This is a genomic window from Pantoea sp. paga, assembly GCF_007558755.1.
Lineage (GTDB): Bacteria > Pseudomonadota > Gammaproteobacteria > Enterobacterales > Enterobacteriaceae > Pantoea > Pantoea agglomerans.
Genome location: NZ_VLTF01000001.1, coordinates 160,110 through 176,561, shown reverse-complemented (window position 1 = coordinate 176,561; position 16,452 = coordinate 160,110). Strand labels below are relative to the sequence as shown.

General features: G+C 54.4%; 9 protein-coding genes. 5 read left to right on the top strand and 4 right to left on the bottom strand.

What is annotated here, in order from left to right; genetic code table 11:
* Positions 1-246: 246 nt before the first annotated feature.
* Positions 247-2,511 carry a catalase HPII gene (katE, locus tag FOV68_RS00825; RefSeq protein WP_143990172.1) on the top strand — a complete coding sequence of 755 codons (2,265 nt, stop codon included), beginning with the start codon at positions 247-249 and terminating at the stop codon, positions 2,509-2,511.
* A 139-nt stretch (positions 2,512-2,650) separates the two neighbouring features.
* Here katE and FOV68_RS00820 read toward each other — a convergent pair whose 3' ends face one another.
* The 3 genes from FOV68_RS00820 to FOV68_RS00805 form a co-directional block, all read right to left on the bottom strand.
* On the bottom strand, positions 2,651-3,607 hold the full coding sequence (locus FOV68_RS00820) for a D-2-hydroxyacid dehydrogenase family protein (RefSeq protein WP_045140397.1): 957 nt from the start codon (positions 3,605-3,607) through the stop codon (positions 2,651-2,653).
* Between the two features lie 1,064 nt (positions 3,608-4,671).
* Complete coding sequence (locus FOV68_RS00810; RefSeq protein ID WP_143990170.1) at positions 4,672-5,568, bottom strand: hypothetical protein; 897 nt, start codon at positions 5,566-5,568, stop codon at positions 4,672-4,674.
* A 501-nt stretch (positions 5,569-6,069) separates the two neighbouring features.
* Positions 6,070-7,728, bottom strand: coding sequence for a methyl-accepting chemotaxis protein (locus FOV68_RS00805; RefSeq protein WP_039391858.1), 1,659 nt, complete (start codon positions 7,726-7,728; stop codon positions 6,070-6,072).
* A gap of 221 nt (positions 7,729-7,949) precedes the next feature.
* Here FOV68_RS00805 and FOV68_RS00800 point away from each other — a divergent pair, with 221 nt between their 5' ends.
* Entirely contained in the window at positions 7,950-9,206 is a 1,257-nt protein-coding gene (locus tag FOV68_RS00800) for a mechanosensitive ion channel family protein (protein ID WP_039391856.1), read from the top strand.
* A gap of 54 nt (positions 9,207-9,260) precedes the next feature.
* Here the strand turns inward: FOV68_RS00800 and FOV68_RS00795 are convergent, their stop codons facing one another.
* A complete protein-coding gene (locus FOV68_RS00795) occupies positions 9,261-9,557 on the bottom strand; it encodes a hypothetical protein (RefSeq protein ID WP_029519545.1) in 297 nt (98 codons plus the stop codon).
* A 426-nt stretch (positions 9,558-9,983) separates the two neighbouring features.
* Here FOV68_RS00795 and treZ point away from each other — a divergent pair, with 426 nt between their 5' ends.
* The 3 genes from treZ to glgX are packed head-to-tail and all read left to right on the top strand — an operon-like array spanning position 9,984 to position 16,428.
* Complete coding sequence (gene treZ, locus FOV68_RS00790; protein WP_143990169.1) at positions 9,984-11,768, top strand: malto-oligosyltrehalose trehalohydrolase; 1,785 nt, start codon at positions 9,984-9,986, stop codon at positions 11,766-11,768.
* On the top strand, positions 11,765-14,293 hold the full coding sequence (gene treY / locus FOV68_RS00785) for a malto-oligosyltrehalose synthase (RefSeq protein WP_143990168.1): 2,529 nt from the start codon (positions 11,765-11,767) through the stop codon (positions 14,291-14,293). The genes treZ and treY overlap by 4 nt, the downstream gene beginning before the upstream one ends.
* A gap of 59 nt (positions 14,294-14,352) precedes the next feature.
* On the top strand, positions 14,353-16,428 hold the full coding sequence (gene glgX, locus FOV68_RS00780) for a glycogen debranching protein GlgX (RefSeq protein WP_010245519.1): 2,076 nt from the start codon (positions 14,353-14,355) through the stop codon (positions 16,426-16,428).
* Positions 16,429-16,452 lie beyond the last annotated feature (24 nt).

Below are 16,452 nucleotides of genomic sequence, written 5' to 3'. Positions count from 1 at the left end.
GCAGATTCTGCATCCTCTGAAAGCACATTATCCGTATAGCAGGCGCGGGCTGATACGACGTTAAGCCAGACGGCACAGGGCATGAATAAGCGAAACGGTAATCCGGATTAAGAGATAAGTGCGCATTTCTGGCGGACAAAAAAGGCACAGTCGTCGCAGTTAAATGCCCGGTTTAACCTCAGTATTGTTCAGGTTGTTCTATATTTAGTGTCGTCGAAAGTAAAATAACCGCTGGAGCATGGATTAATGTCGAAAGAAACAGAGAAGAAACCCCTGAGCGAGCGCGCCCCAACCACCGGTCCGGAATCCTCAGAGCCGGGCCTGGGTTCACTGGCACCGAAGGATGGTTCGCATCAGCCCCCAGCCGAACCGACCCCGCCAGGTAAGCAACCCACCGCCCCCGGCAGCCTGAAAGCGCCTCAGACGCACAACGCCAAACTTGACCAGCTTGAAGCCAGCCGCAAAAACGGCACCGACCGCGCCCTCACCACCAACCAGGGCACACGCATCGCCAACGATCAAAACTCACTGCGTGCCGGTTCGCGCGGTCCGACGCTGCTGGAAGACTTTATTATGCGTGAGAAAATCACGCACTTTGACCATGAGCGTATCCCGGAACGTATCGTTCACGCCCGTGGCTCTGCCGCACACGGCTATTTTCAGCCTTACCGCTCCCTGAAAGATCTGACCAAAGCGCAGTTCCTCAGCGATCCCGAGCAGACTACGCCGGTTTTCGTGCGTTTCTCCACGGTTCAGGGCGGTGCCGGATCGGCTGATACCGTGCGTGACATTCGCGGTTTCGCCGCCAAGTTCTACACCGAAGAGGGTGTCTTTGACCTGGTGGGCAACAACACGCCGGTGTTCTTTATTCAGGATGCGCATAAATTCCCTGACTTTGTGCATGCCGTTAAGCCGGAACCGCATAACGAAATCCCGCAGGGCCAGAGCGCCCATGACACCTTCTGGGATTACGTCTCTCTGCAGCCGGAAACCATGCACAACGTTATCTGGGCGATGTCTGACCGGGGTATTCCGCGCAGCTATCGCACCATGGAAGGCTTTGGTATTCACACCTTCCGCCTGATTAACGCAGAAGGTAAAGCGACCTTTGTCCGTTTCCACTGGAAGCCGGTGGCCGGTAAAGCGTCGCTGCTGTGGGACGAGTCACAGAAACTGACCGGTCGCGATCCCGATTTCCATCGCCGCGATCTGTGGGAAGCCATTGAAGCGGGTGATTTCCCGGAATATGAACTGGGCCTGCAGCTGATCCCGGAAGAGGATGAGTTCAAATTTGACTTCGATATTCTGGATGCCACCAAGCTGATCCCGGAAGCGCTGGTGCCGGTTGAGATTGTCGGCAAGATGGTACTTAACCGTAACCCGGACAACTTCTTTGCTGAAACCGAGCAGGTCGCGTTCCACCCAGGCCATATCGTGCCGGGCCTCGATTTCTCCAACGATCCGCTGCTGCAGGGTCGTCTGTTCTCCTATACCGATACGCAAATCAGTCGTCTGGGCGGACCGAACTTCCATGAGATCCCGATCAACCGTCCGACCTGCCCGTACCATAACTTCCAGCGTCAGGGCATGCATCGTCAGGATATCGACACCAATCCGGCGAACTACGAGCCGAACTCGATCAACGATAACTGGCCGCGTGAAACTCCACCTGCTGCAGAAGGCGGCGGCTTCGAGAGCTATCAGGAGCGGATTGAGGGCCATAAAGTGCGCGAGCGCAGCCCCTCATTTGGTGAGTATTATGCGCAGCCGCGCCTGTTCTGGCTGAGCCAGACTGAAGTCGAGCAGCAGCACATCATTGGTGCCTACTCGTTTGAACTGAGTAAAGTGGCGCGTGCTTATATCCGTGAGCGTGTGGTGGATCATCTGGCACGCATTGATACGAAACTGGCGCAGGGCGTGGCGGATAACCTGGGACTCGCTCTGACGGATGAGCAGCTCAACATTCAGCCGCCTGCGCCGGTGAATGGCCTGACCAAAGATGACAGCCTGAGCCTCTACGCCATTCCGGATGGCGAGCTTAAAGGTCGTCAGGTCGCACTGCTGCTCAGCGATGGTGTGAAGGCGGCTGATGTGCTGGCGATTTTGCAGGCGCTGAAAGCAGTGGGTGTTCACGCCAAACTGCTGGCTCCGCATATGGGCCAGGTGCGCGCCGATGACGGTTCAGTGCTGCCGGTCGATGCGACGTTCGCCGGTCTGCCCTCTCTGACCTTTGATGCGGTGATGGTGCCGGATGGCAATATCGATGCCCTGCTGCTGAGCGGCGATGCCCGTTACTTCCTGCTGGAAGCCTACAAGCACCTCAAGGTGATTGGTCTGGTGGGCGAAGCGCGCCGCTTTAAAGCGCAGTTCGGTCTGGAAGATGCGGATCAGGAAGAAGGTATTGTGCAGGGCGACTCGGCGGAGAGCGCGCTGATGTCTGAGTTCACTCAGGCGATGAAAGCGCACCGCGTCTGGTCGCGCAGCCAGAAGGCACAGTCCGTCCCGGCCTGATGTCAGCGGCACGATGCCGCGTCACGAAATAAAAAACCGCCCCTGTGAACTGACCCCATAAAGTTGGACGGTTTATATCAGGCGGTTAACTGGCCTGGATTCGGTACTCTACCGGATTCAGGCTTTTTTGATAAAAAAATCAAAAATTAATGACATGTGAAGCATCACCTTCAAAAAAACGTATCACATTATCAAAAGCCGTTCTGAAATAGAGCGAATAGCTGGCCTTTTCAACGTATCCAAGATGTGGAGTGCAAAGAACATTTGGCATCTGTAAATAAGGATTGTGAGTGTTATACAAAGGTTCTTGTTCGTAAACATCCAGTGCAGCAAATCCAGGTCGTCCCTGTTTCAGAGCTTTATAAAGCGCCCCTTCACAAACCAATTCAGCACGACTGGTGTTCACGAATAAGGCATCTGTTTTCATCAGCGCGAGATCGGCTGAAGTAATATTCCCTTCTGTCGCAGCCACCAACCTCTGATGTACCGTTATGACATCGCTTGTTGCGAAAAACTGTTCACGGCTGGCAGGAACCACCCATCCGGCAGCGCGAGCCTCTTCTTGTGCTCGCAGACTTCCCCATACCTGCACCTGCATACCAAAAACGGCTGCAAATGAGGCGAGACGCTTACCTATTTTGCCATAGCCCAGAATACCTATAACCTGATTGTGGACGGCCGAACCTATCTCTGTTTGCCAGTGGCCCTCAGCCATCGCGTTCACCGACGAGACTAACTTCCTTCGGGATGCCATGATTAGCAACCAGGTTAATTCAGCAGGCGCAATCGGAGAGCCAATACCTTCAACAATGGCAACTCCCGCTCGGGTGCATGCATCAATGTCAACATTTCTCGCCAGCTTACCCGTCTGACTGATCAATTTAAGATGTGGGGTACGCCGCAGAAAAGCCTCATCAATGATGGTTCTTTCGCGGATCAGTATTAATGCTTCTGCACAAGATAACTCCTGATCTGCCCGTAAATCTTTGCTGAGGTCTCCCAGCGCTGAGCAATGAAACTTGTCATTGTGCTGGAGGAAACCCAACTGCTGAGTGGCAAGCTGATAGTCATCTGGAATTACAATATGAATGGCCATTCAAAAACCTTCTTTTTCCTGAAGACTATTAGTTTACAGCAAGATCAGACTGCATCACACGACCGGTCCCAAAGGCTGGAAAGGTTGCTGATATTTAAAGTTTTAATGTTGAAATATCAGACTTCATGCAGGGCATGCTATATCCGCTTTTTAGCGCTATCGTCTTTCCCGAAACTCATCAGTTACCCCCGCAGCGTACCGATCACGATAGTGTCACAGCGTGTTAGTCTGCGCCGCTTACAGGTGTGCGCCATCGGCCAGTAATGGCTCCGGATTGAGACGATACTGCATCCATAATGCTTTAGGAAGATAATGGTTTTTCGCTATGTGCAAGAAGCGGACACTCCCAGCGCGGCTTGTATTAGTAATTAGGATTAGAAAAAAACGAAATATTACTGGCTGATGTTTAAATATAATAATGGGACCCACCTCAACTACTATAACTATGACCGCGATTTATAACTTCAGACTTCTGATAGGAAGCAATAACTACCTGAACACAAAATATCTTCCTAAAAATTCACTGAACCATAAAATCTATTTTTTTGTTAATGATAAACGGGTAAGTGAGATTTCCCGTTCATTATAATTCCAATATTTATTAAAATAATTTATCAAAACAGGTTAACTAACCCTCCATCTTCAGACTTTTCTTAACCACTAAAATCATGCAACTAATTACTTCAAAAATAAGATTGAGAGACAACACTACGGCAAATAGTTCTGCCGCTGTAAACAACCTAGCCTTACAAGGAATAAGCTCATGGTTGGGATAACTTATTAGAGGAAAGTCATAACTTCGGAAGTATGGCAAAAAAATTGTTGCACCTAAACAGAACACGAGCAATTTCAGGTCAGCCTCTAAGCTCTCTAGGTAACCTGCAAAATCTGATCGCTTTTGACCCTTATTGATTATCGCCAAAATACCAAAAATTACAGAAATTCCCGCGGTGATCCCTCCGAGTATTGAACCAATCACTCCTGCAGATGCCTGCTCAAGTAGAGTATAGACCTGCTTATCAGTAGACGATAGCGCTAAGCATAATATGAATAGAACTATAGCTTTAATCCAGACCCCTAGATTCTTCATTTTTATACGTATACCTTTTTTGATTTAAAGCTATGATTTCCTTGATATCACTTGGTGAGTAACCATCTAGTTGAATTTCCGATATCTCACCTTCGATAAGCACTATCTTGGCATTTTGATTACTGGATACGGTTGTAGGTTTTGACTTGAGTGTTTTTCGCCCTTTAATTAACCAAGAACCACCACCGTCTTTTACCCAGTCAACAAGAATAGATGCCCAGTGAGAGCTTTTAAGTTTTAAATTACCATCTTTGTTTTCAAAAGTTGTGGTTACAGCATTTGCATTCGTATCTGCCTCAAGCTTTCGCAAATCGTCAGTTAAGGCTTGCTTACTGCTTCCGAAAATATTTGGTGTGATCAACGTAAAACTAACTTTGTCTATAAACTGAAGCCTTTGGTATTCCGACCAAAAATCTTCCATTTCAAGACAAGGTTCGATAAATACTCTAAGTCCCAACTGAGCTAAGTAGTCATTGTTTGCAAGATCCTCGAACGCCTTAGCAACATGATGAGCATCCTTGAATACTGCGGTCTTCTTCTCGACCAATAATACTTGCTCATCTCTGTCCCATATCCATACGATAGGTGGATAATTGTCTACATCGAACTCTCGGAAATCCTTATCATGCCCTTTAATTTTTTGTTGTTTTGATATGACTCCAGCCATGACGCCTTCAGTGGGTTTTATGCTCAACTTCAAGGTATAACTAGTTTTCTTATGAACGGAGGGTGTTGGTGATGTCAAATGTAACTTTTGCGCGGTGGCTACTATGGCATTTTCAAAATGCGCAATGTCTTTAAGAACAGATCCTTTGGAAAAAAGATCAGCATCGCGCGGTTTCATTAACACACGTAACGCATACAATTGCATAAGCAAACTCCTGTAAATTATTTGGGCTTATTATTCCATAAAAACGTGCATCAACAAGAGGTTAAAATCATCTTAAGCTGTATTCATATACAGCATCACTGGATTGATTTAAATTCAAAATTTTATTTTCGTCCATTCTTTATCACAGCCATCGTAGTACCGGCCTGTTAAATTAAGGGTTTTATGCTTTAGAGGTTTCTGGATATAGATACCTCTAAGGCTCTGCTAAAGGACTTTTTCATGATATGGTACCGGCCAGCTATTTCCCAATTAATCTCTACTCTAGCCCGTAATCTGCCTCCATTGCTCATCACATAGCAATGTTAAGTAGGCCCCATAATCGTGTGCACAATTTCGAGTGCCCGCCCTACACTCTTAAAAGATTTACCATCCACCGCCGCTGTTTAGCAATCAAACACCTTCCCGATTGAGCTCAAATGCAGTGAACTCAACCGGACTATCCGATAACCATCAGCGTATGTCTGGCAAACGGCCATCCACTCAGAAGGTCTGCCAGTTATCGTTGTCCGCCAGGCGGGCAGGCTGAAGTTTTGGCACGGCAAGGGCTTTCGCCACCGGCGCAGCAGAGAACGCCACCTGCAGAGTGCCGGTTTTGAATACCGATACCGTTTTACGCAGGTAGCTCGCCTGCTCTTCCAGTGAGGCGGCGGCAGTCGCGGACTCCTCCACCAGCGCGGCGTTCTGCTGCGTCACACCATCCATTTCCGAGACCGCTTTGCAGACCTGCTCAATGCCACGGGTCTGTTCAGTCGAGGAGGCCGCGATCTCTTCGATTAGCTGCGTGACACGGCTCACCGACGTCACGATGCTCTCCATCGCGACACCCGCCTGAGAAGCATGACCGGCACCGGTTTTAATTCGCTCAGCTGAGCGGTCAATCAGTCCCCGGATCTCCTGGGCAGCACTGGCGCTGCGTCCGGCCAGCGAGCGCACTTCCCCCGCTACCACTGCAAATCCACGACCCTGTTCACCGGCACGCGCGGCTTCAACGGCGGCGTTCAGCGCCAGAATATTGGTCTGGAAGGCGATACTGTCGATAATGGCGATGATACCGGCGATCTGATTCGAGCTTTCGCTGATCTGATCCATGTTGGCGATGACCCGGGCGACAGTCTCACCACCCTGCAGGGCCGTGGCTGAAGCCTCTTTCGCTACCGTGGTCGCCTGTTGCGCATTATCTGCGTTGAGTTTCACCGTTGAGGTGAGCTGCTCCATACTGGCTGCGGTCTGTTCCAGCGCGGCAGCCTGCTGTTCGGTACGGGAAGAGAGATCGGTGCTGCCCGCAGAGATTTCCGCTGCACCGGTAAAGATAGAGCGGGTGGCGTCATCGACCGAGGTAATGGTCACCACCAGCGCATCGCGCATCTGTTGCAGTTCCTGAATCAGCAGGCCCATCTCATTGCGGCCTTCGTGCTGAATATCGGAGGTCAGATCACCGCCCGAAATGGCGCGCATATGGCCGGTCAGCCTGCCCAGTGGGCCAATCAGCAATTTCTGCAGCCCAATCCAGACCGCGACCCCAATCACGCCGGTGATCAGGCCAATAGTCAGCAGCGCCCAGAGCGCATCCGTCAGGCTACGCTGGTTATGCTCCGAGGACGCTTTCATCAGCTGGATGTTCACTGCACGCCAGGCCTCATAGGCACTGTCGAGCTGGTCCTGCGCCGCCTGTGCTTCAAGGTTGCCGTAGCCCGCGTAGTTGCCCTGCTTCAGAAAGGTAATGGAGGCCAGCATGGTGTCACGCATCTGCTGGTAGGCGGTCTGCACCTGCGTCGCCTGGGCTTCACCCTGGCCCTCTTTGCGCGGCAGCGCCTGCCAGGCTTTGAAGTCCGCATCGGCAGCAGCAGCAGACTTTCCAGCCTGCTCCAGCAGCGCAGCCATAGCTGCCAGTGATTTTGGATCCTGCTGATTTTTCAGGAAACGGATTGCCACGCGGTTGATGGTGACGCGGGTTTTGATCAGGGTTTTTACCGCGTCACTCAGGTGCTGCTGCTGCAGCGTAAGCTGCTCTGCCGCCACGAAGTTTTTGTCGGCTTTTGAAACGCCGTTGTAGAACAGAAATCCGGTCAGGGTCAGTAACGCCACAAAGACCACCAGAACAGCAGCGATACCGTGAGTGATTTTAAGATTTTTAAGCATGTCCGCAGGCTCATATCAGAGGAGATAAAGCTGTTATCGGCCAGCGCGGCGTTTATCTGAGTGTTGCACCAGAGAAGGTAACAATCCGCAGGATGGAGGTGCCGCCAGCGCGCCGTTACGCAAAAAAAGCGGTGCGGCTCAGCCTGAACGCATTCGGCGCTTAACAACCGTCCCCGTGCTGTGGTTGAATTCGCCCCTTATCTTTTTTGCACGTGGTTATCATGCATTACATTCAGAGTCTGATGAGTTTTATTGAGGGAAACAGGGTACTTTCGATCAGCTTCAGCCTGTTGCTGCTGATTATGGCCGGGATGGTCACTCACCTGATCTGCAAATTTTTCATCGTCAAAGTGATCAGGAAGGTCTTTTTCAGCGGCCACAAAAAGGGCGTGCCGCTTGATAAAGATGTCCGCCTCTCTCAGAAGCTGTCAAATTTTGTGCCGGTGATTGTGGTCTACAATTTCCTGCAGTTTATGCCGGGCCTGCCTGAAAATCTGAAAGTGGCGATTCAGACCATCTGCGGCATCCTGTTTTTTGTCTATCTGTCGATCTTCTTCAACGAAGTGCTGGAGATTGTTAACAACTCCTATTCGCGTAAATCAAAACGCAAGAATCACTCGATCAAAGGCTATATCCAGATCGGCAAAATCCTGGTGCATATTATTGCCGCGATCATGATTCTGGCGATTATGTCCAACAAGTCACCGGCGATTATCATCTCCTCGCTGGGTGCGGTCGCCGCGGTGCTGATGCTGATTTTCCAGCATACGCTGCTGTCGCTGGTGGCGAATATTCAGCTCTCCTCTAACGATGTGCTGCAACTGGGCGACTGGATTGAGATGCCGGACAGAAATATCAGTGGTGAAGTGATCGATATTGCCCTGCATACCATCACCATCCGCAACTGGGACAACACCATTTCGCGCATCCCGACCAAGAACTTCCTGACCGAGACCTACACCAACTGGCAGGCGATGTTCTCTTCGGGCGCACGCCGCATCATGCGCAGCTTTTATCTTGACCAGAAGTCGATCACCTTTGTGAATCAGGAGATGCTGCAGGCGATGAGCCAGATCCGCCTCGCTGGCGAATCGATCACTGAGCTGCTGGATGGACGTGATATCAATGCCGTGGGCGACCGCTGGTTTATGGAGAACGGTATCACCAATCTGATGGTGTTCCGTAAATACCTGACCGCCTGGCTGGCGCAGCGTGACGACATTCAGAAAGAGATGTATATCGTGGTGCGACCGCTGAAACCGTCGCCGGATGGATTGCCGGTGGAGATCTACTGCTTCACCTCCTCTATTTTCTGGGCCGATTATGAAAATACTCAGGCAGCGATCTTTGAGTATATCTACGCGATGGCCCGCCACTTTGAGCTGCAGATTTATCAGCATCCGGCAGGATCCGATTTTGCCCGTCTGGCTCAGCCGCGCCCCGACAGCCGGGATGCACAGCAGAGCGGCGGGCAGTAACCAGAATGCGCGCTGGCGATCTGCCGCCGTCGTGATTCACGTTTGCTCAGCGCATTAACTTTTACTCAGCGCATAGTTCAGCACTTTGTCATTTTTCATCTGCACGGTCAGCGTCTGCCCTTCGGTGGTATTCAGGGTGCGCGCCTCGCTGTAGTTCCACTTCAGCAACCGCTGCCCGTCCGGGTAAGGCGTTTCACTGTCAGGCTGACCAAACAGCGCGATCAGCTGGGCCTTGGTGGTCTGACCGGCATGAATTTGCTGCAGATTACTGCTGTCCAGCCTGTGTCCGACCCGGTTAGAACAGGCGGAGACCAGCAACAACAACGCGGCTAACAGAACTCTTTTCCTCACGTAACATCCTTCTGAAGTGTTCAGCGCCGCAGGTCATCCGGAGCGACCTGCGCCATCGCGCATAAGCTTATAGCGAATCGGCGCCATCCGGCAGGCTTTTCTGCGCCTGGATCCTGCTTTCGCCCCGTCGGATGCAGATTCACAGCAATTAACGCAAATTAATGCCTCTCCACCTCCCGCCGCCCTGCGATTGCAACATCTTAGTCTATGATTACTCTCTGTATGCCGCGTGGAAGCGGTCTCACGGCCCGTTTTCCGCCACACCACGCTGAATACCAGTCCGGCTTTCTGACTGAAGAGACGCGCCAGCCCACCTGGCCTCCTGGTCTCGCCGATAGCTTTAAGATTTTTTGACGCTTGCGTCATCGACATCCTTTTCGTGCGGTGGCCACCATCGCGCATTTCCAGGCTAAATGAGGCAACTGAATGGAATCCAAATCTTTTTTTAAAAGTTGGGGCGCTGAACGGGTTGCCAGCGACGAGGTGCGTTTCCGCCTCTGGGCAACCGGTCAGCAACGCGTGACGCTGCGGCTCTCCGGTAAAGACATTGAGATGACGCCGCAGGCTGACGGCTGGTTTGAAACTCAGGTCGCCGGTGTGGCAGCCAATGCCGAATATGATTATGTGCTGGCCGATGGTACAGCGGTGCCCGATCCCGCCGCCCGCGCTCAGAAAGCAGAGGTCAATGGCCCGTCGCTGGTGATCGATCCTGACGCTTATCAGTGGCAGAACACGAGCTGGAAGGGTCGTCCATGGCAGGAGTCGGTGGTGTATGAACTCCACATCGGCACCTTTACGCCTGAGGGCACCTTCCGGGCGGCAATTGAGAAGCTGCCAATGCTGGCTGAAACCGGCATTACCATGATTGAAGTCCTGCCAGTGTCGCAGTTCGGCGGTCATCGCGGCTGGGGCTACGATGGCGTGCTGCTCTATGCACCGCATGCTGCCTACGGTACACCCGATGATTTCAAAGCCTTTATTGACGCAGCACACGGCCACGGTCTGTCGGTAGTGCTGGATATCGTGCTGAACCACTTCGGCCCGGAGGGCAACTATCTGCCGCTGCTCTCGCCGGACTTCTTCTACAAAGAGCGCCAGACGCCGTGGGGTGCCGGTATCGCCTATGACGTTGATGCGGTGCGCCGCTATATCGTGGAAGCGCCGCTCTACTGGCTGCAGGAGTTTAATCTGGATGGCCTGCGCTTTGACGCCATCGATCAGATTGACGATCCCAGCGACAAGCATGTGCTGATTGACATAGCTGAGCGCATCCGCGCCACGATTACCGACCGCCCTATTCATCTGACCACCGAAGATTGCCGTAACGTCACCTTCCTGCATCCGCGTGACGAAAACGGGGATGCTCCGCTGTTTACCGGCGAATGGAACGATGACTTTCACAACGCCGTGCATGTGCTGGCAACCGGTGAAAGCCACGCCTATTACCAGGATTTCGCCGACCAGCCGGAACAGCGGGTAGCACGGGCGCTGGCAGAAGGCTTTGTCTATCAGGGCGAAGTCTCGCCGCAGTCGGGCGAGCCACGCGGCGTGAAAAGCAGCAGCCAGCCGCCGGTCGCCTTTGTCGACTTTATTCAGAACCATGACCAGACGGGTAACCGTGCGCAGGGCGAACGGCTCATCAGCCTGGCCGGCGCAGAGCGCACCCAGGTGCTGCTGGCGATGTTACTGGTCTCGCCTCATATTCCGCTGCTGTTTATGGGTGAAGAGTATGGCGAAACCCGGCCGTTCCTGTTCTTCACCGATTTCCACGGCGATCTGGCCAAAGCGGTGCGTGAAGGTCGCGCCAGAGAGTTTGAAGGCCATGCCGGTCACGGCGAAACTGTGCCGGATCCCAACGATGTCACCACCTTTGAACAGTCGAAGCTTAACTGGCAGCGAACAGAAACGCCGGAAGGTCAGCAGTGGCTGGCGCTGACGCGTCAGCTGCTGGCCCTGCGTCAGCAACATATCGTGCCGCTGCTGCAGACCGCCGGTGGCGATGCCGGTCAGGTGGTGAAAACGGCGAAAGGTTTCCTCGCGGTGCGCTGGGACTTCCCGCAGGGCACGCTGTCACTGGCGCTGAACGTTGGCAACAGCACACAGCCGATCCCCGATCTGCCCGGCGAAACGCTGTTTGCCTGGCCGCAGGCCGCCAGCGAACTGATTCCCAACACTATCGTGGTGCGCCTGGCTAAGAGAGAAGCAGAATGAATATTCCAACCGCAACGTACCGCATCCAGTTCCGCAATGGCATGACGTTTGACCGTGCGGCGGCGCTGGTGCCCTACCTGAAACAGCTGGGTATCAGCCATCTTTACGCGTCGCCGATCTTCAGCGCTACCGCTGAATCGACCCACGGCTACGACGTGACCGACGTTAACCAGATCGAGCCGTCGATTGGCGGCCGTGAAGGATTTGATCGCATGGCTGCCGCGCTGAAAGCGGCCGGGCTGGGGCTGATCCTCGACATCGTGCCTAACCATATGGCCGCCTCGCTGGAGAACCCGTGGTGGCGCGACGTCATTGAGCATGGCGAACAGAGCCGCTATGCGCATTACTTCGATATCGACTGGTCACGCCGCCTGACGCTGCCGTTCCTCGGTGACACCTTTGAGGCGGTGCTGGCCAACGGCGAAATCAGCGTGAAGCGCGATCCGCAGACCGGCAAACCGGCGCTGGCCTACTTCGACAATTTCTATCCGCTGGCACCTGATACCTGGCAGGATCGGGAAGAAGCGGTGCTCGCCCTGCGCGACGCGGCAGAGATTGCTGAACTGCATGACCAGCAGCCGTGGCGGCTGATGTCATGGCGCGATGCGCCCAACGATCTCTCCTACCGCCGCTTCTTTGAAGTGACCGGTCTGGTGGGCGTGCGCGTGGAAGACGAAACGGTCTTTGATGCCGCGCATCAGCTGATCCTGGAACTGGTTCACAGCGGTGCAGTGCAGGGATTGCGCGTCGATCACGTAGATGGCCTGGCCGATCCGCACGGCTATCTGGAGCAGTTACGCCAGGCTGCCGGTCCCGACTGCTATCTCACCGTGGAGAAAATCCTGGGTGACAATGAACAGCTGCCTGACGCATGGCCGGTTTCCGGCACCACCGGATATGAATTTATGGCCGCGCTCGCCAATCTGCTGGTCGACAGCGATCAGCTGAGCGGACTGCGCAAAGCGTATCAGGCCGTCATCGGTAAAACCGTTGATATGAAAGCGGAGCTGCGCGCCGCCAAACTGCTGATGGCAAACCGCAATTTTGCCGGTGAATTTAACCGGTTACTGCAGCTGGCACTGAAGATTGCCGACGCAGAAGGCACGCCACAGCCGGAAGCGGAACTGAAGAATGCGCTGCGTGAACTGCTGGTGGCGTTCCCGGTCTATCGCACCTACGGTACGCCGCAGGGCCTGACCCCAGCCGACACCGCGCTGTTGCAACAGGTGGTCAGCGAGGTGAAAGCCAGCGCCCACGCGCCCGACAGTCAGGCGCTTGATTTCCTGACCCATATTCTGCGCGCAGAGGTTGCCGACTCCGCTCGCGACGATGCCACGCAATTCCGCACCCGCTTCCAGCAGCTGACCGGACCGCTGATGGCGAAATCGGTGGAAGATACCCTCTTCTTCCGTCAGCACATGGCGCTGGCGCTGAATGAAGTGGGCGCTGAACCGCTGGCGCGCCACTTCTCGCTGGATCAGTTTCACGCTGAAATGCAGGCGCGGCGCGAACATCAGCCCGATGCGCTGTCGGGCACCTCCACACACGACACCAAGCGCGGTGAAGATGCGCGTGCGCGACTCTATACCCTTACCGAAGCGCCGCAGCGCTGGGCGGATTGCGTCAACCGCTGGCGGGAGATGAACCACGATCAGGTCGTGCGCCTGAAAGATGGTCCGGCACCCGAACCGGCCGTGGAGTGGATGCTGTATGAAGCGCTGGCGGGCGTCTGGCCAACCACCCTGCAGCCGCAGGATGCGAAAGGTCTGGCGGCGCTGGAGGCCCGCTTTGTGGTCTATGTGGAAAAAGCGCTGCGTGAAGCCAAGCTGCGTACCGACTGGGCCGACAACAACGACGCCTATGAGGAGGCAGTGCTGGACTATGCCCGTCACCTGCTTGCGCCCGCCAACAGCACCTTCCTCAATGACTTCTGCCAGTCGCTGCAACCCTTTATGCGTGCCGGTCTGGTTAACAGTCTGACCCAGACTGTGGTGAAGCTTACGGCGCCTGGCGTACCCGATATTTATCAGGGTAGCGAGGCACTGGACTTCAGCCTGGTCGATCCCGATAACCGCCGCGAACCCGATTTCGACGCGCTGGCGGCGATGCTTAACGCGCCACAGCACGACGGCAGTGAGGCGCACTGGCTGCGCGGTCAGGTCAATCAGCAGGCGATTGTGAAGCTGCTGACGCTGCGTCAGCAGCAGCCTGTTCTGTTCCGCCACGGTGACTATCTGGCACTGTCGGCAGAGGGCGAGCAGCAGAATAATGTGCTGGCCTTTGCCCGCACCGGACAGGATCAGGCGGTGATAGTGGTTGTGTCACGGCGGGTCTTTAACCAGCTGCCGGAGAATCTCGACCAGCCGCCCGCTGCACGCTGGGCTGACACGGTCATTGCGCTGCCCACCGCACTGGGCCAGCGTCGCTACCAGGATGTGCTGACCGGTAAAACGGTGGCTGCGGGCGATCAGTTGCCGCTTACCGGGCTGGCATCGCAGTGGTGTGCCGTGCTGGTGGCACAGTGAATTCCGGAAAGAACTTTTTTTATTACGCGTCAATCTGTTCATTGAATAACGAGGCATAAATGTCAAACAGTCAGCGTTTTGAAATTACGGCGGGATACAGCCATTTACTGGGGGCCAACTTTGATGGTCAGGGCGTGAACTTCGCCCTGTTCAGCGCCCACGCCGAGCGGGTTGAACTCTGTCTGTACGATCCCAGCGGTAAAACGGAAATTGCCCGTCTGGAGCTGCCGGAATATACCCATGAAGTATGGCACGGCTATATTCCGGGCCTGCAGCCCGGTGCGCTCTATGGCTATCGCGTTTATGGCCCCTATGACCCGGAAAATGGTCATCGCTTTAACCCGAACAAGCTGCTGCTCGATCCCTACGCCCGTGAACTGGCGGGTGACATAGCGTGGAACGAGGCGCACTTCGCTTACGATCTCTATCATGACGATAAAGATCTGACCTTCGACAGCCGCGACAGCGCGCCGTTTACGCCAAAGTGCCGGGTTATCGATCCCAACGAATTCGACTGGCAGGATAAAAACCGTCCGAATGTGCCGTGGCCGAAAACCGTCATCTATGAAACTCACGTTAAGGGCTTCACGCAGCTCAACACCGCCCTGCCACCTGAAATGCGCGGCACCTTTGACGGCATGAGCCACAAATCGACCGTCGATTACATCAAAAGCCTGGGCATTACCTCGGTCGAACTGCTGCCGGTACACTGGTTCCCGGATGACCAGCACCTGCTGGATAAAGGGCTGAAAAACTTCTGGGGATATAACACGCTGAACTTCTTTGCACCCGCCACCCGCTACTTTGGGCCGCGCGGCATTCAGGGCTTCCGTGACATGGTGCGAGCCTTCCATGATGCCGGTATTGAGGTGATCCTCGACGTGGTCTACAACCACACCGCCGAGGGGAATGAGCTGGGGCCAACGCTGTCGTTTAAAGGCATCGATAACTTCTCCTATTATCGTACATTGCCAGACCAGCATCGCTATTATATCAACGACACCGGTACCGGTAACACCGTCAATACCTCGCATCCGCGTGTGCTGCAGATGGTGCTCGATTCGCTGCGTTACTGGTCAGAATCAATGCATATCGACGGCTTCCGTTTCGACCTGGGTACGATTCTCGGTCGCGAGCCTGATGGTTTTGACCCGCGCGGCGGCTTCTTCGATGCCATCATGCAGGACCCGGTCCTGTCGCAGAAAAAGCTGATTGGTGAACCCTGGGACATCGGTCCGGGCGGCTATCAGGTGGGGAGCTTCCCGCCAGGCTGGGCAGAATGGAACGATCAGTATCGTGATACGGTGCGTGACTACTGGAAAGGCAACAACGTCTCCACAGACTTTGCTGCCCGCCTGCTGGGTTCCGGCGATCTCTACGATCAGCACGGTCGTCGTCCATGGGCCAGCGTCAACTTTATCACCGCGCACGATGGCTTCACCCTCAACGATCTGGTGTCGTACAACGACAAACATAACGCGGAGAATGGCGAAGACAACAACGACGGCCACAACGACAACCGCTCGTACAACTACGGGGTTGAAGGCCCGACCGATGATGAAGGCATCAACGCGGTGCGCGAGCGTCAGAAGCGCAATTTCCTTGCCACGCTGATCTTCTCACACGGTACGCCAATGCTGCTGGCGGGCGACGAGTTTGGCCGCAGCCAGATGGGCAACAACAATGGCTACTGCCAGGACAGCGAAATCTCCTGGGTACACTGGGATAACCTGCCGGAATCTGCCGAGGCGCTGCGCGAGTTCACCCGCCAGATCCTGACGTTACGTGCTCAGCAGCCGTTACTGCGCCGTGAAAACTGGCGTGATGGCATGGATATCAAATGGTTTAACGCCGGTGGCGGCTTCCAGCAGGCTGAGCAGTGGGATGAAGGCTCAACGCTGGGGGTTTATATCGGCCGACCGGACCTCCAGACCGAGGAAGGCATCTGGCACGACGTCCTGATGCTGTTCAATCCGTTTGAAGGCAATGTACCGTTCCAGATCCCGCAGTTTGGTGAAGGCGGCTGGGTGCTGGAACTGACCACCAGCGACACCGCAAAGCGCGGTCTGGTGATCACCAAAGAGAAGGATTTCGAACTGGAAGGACGCAGCTTCGCCCTGTTCAGACGTCCATAGCCGCTGACCCGGTTAAATAGCCGT